The following is a 1,070-nucleotide window of genomic DNA, read 5'->3' on the forward strand; positions in this document are numbered from 1 at the left end:
TCTTAGATTAACACACCAAGTGCAACGCTAAATTATATTATAGAACACCTGATTGGGCGTTTTAAACCCTAAGCGTTTTCTTGGTCTGTTGTTTAGTTTATTCTCAATGTCCTGTATCTCATTATCAGAGACTTGTCTAAAGTCACAACCCTTAGGCAAGAACTCTCTGATTAATCCGTTGGTATTCTCGTTGGTATTCTCGTTGGTTCCTCGCTGCCATGACGCATAAGCATCGGCAAAGAAGAAAGCGATAAAGAGCTTTTGTTTCACCTTCTTATGCTGAGCAAACTCTTTACCATTATCAGAGGTAATGGTCTTAACCTGCAACCTCACTGGCTTTAGGATACCTATCATTGCCTCTGATACTTGCTGTGCCGTTTTATGACCCACACGCTTCATTTTAAGCAGTCCTGTTTTACGTTCAACGAGCGTTACAATCGCTTGCTTGTGATGCTGACCGATAACGGTATCCGCTTCCCAGTCACCAATACGTGATCGTTCTTCCACAATACAAGGGCGCTCATGAATCGAGACTCTGTCGTTGATACGGCCTCGGGTCTCAGCCGTTAGTCGCTTACGGTAAGGTTTGGCTTTGCGTCTGAGACACTGCCATAACCTGCCGCCTTGTCTCTTGTCCCTCCAGATATAGCGATAGATGCTCATGTGACTAATACCACCATGAACGCCGGCTATTTGTTCAGGACTCCAGCTGTCTTTTAGCTTATCTGTGACCCAATCCCATACGTCAGCGATGATGCTGGGCGCATTGTTTGACCGTCTGTCACAAGCCTTGTTATTAGCATTCTTTGCTCGGTAACCGCGCAGGCCTTTATTACGCCTAAGCTCTCTTGATATGGTGCTGGGACTTCTGTTTAACGCCCTCGCTATAAATTTAATACTATGTTTTGCCCCTTTAAGGGCATAAATCTGGTATCGTTCACCTAGGCTTAGATGTGTATAGTTCATGGTTGCAATCTCACTTTGGTCGGTGGATAAAAACTTTGATGCTAGCGCATCTAGGTCTTTTTTTCACCTCACATTTGGTATTGCACTTCATGTGTTAATCTAAG

General features: G+C 44.2%; 1 protein-coding gene. It reads right to left on the reverse strand.

Annotated features, from left to right (window positions below; all coding sequences use genetic code 11):
* Positions 1-27: 27 nt before the first annotated feature.
* Positions 28-966 carry an IS30 family transposase gene (locus ACT3SX_RS15225; protein ID WP_444761841.1) on the reverse strand — a complete coding sequence of 313 codons (939 nt, stop codon included), beginning with the start codon at positions 964-966 and terminating at the stop codon, positions 28-30.
* Positions 967-1,070 lie beyond the last annotated feature (104 nt).

This window comes from Psychrobacter sp. AOP31-B2-9, assembly GCF_052378005.1.
GTDB lineage: Bacteria > Pseudomonadota > Gammaproteobacteria > Pseudomonadales > Moraxellaceae > Psychrobacter.

Coding starts and splice junctions, on each gene's coding strand:
- ACT3SX_RS15225 (WP_444761841.1), bottom strand. CDS start 966: ATGAACTATACACATCTAAGCCTAGGTGAACGATACCAGATTTATGCC.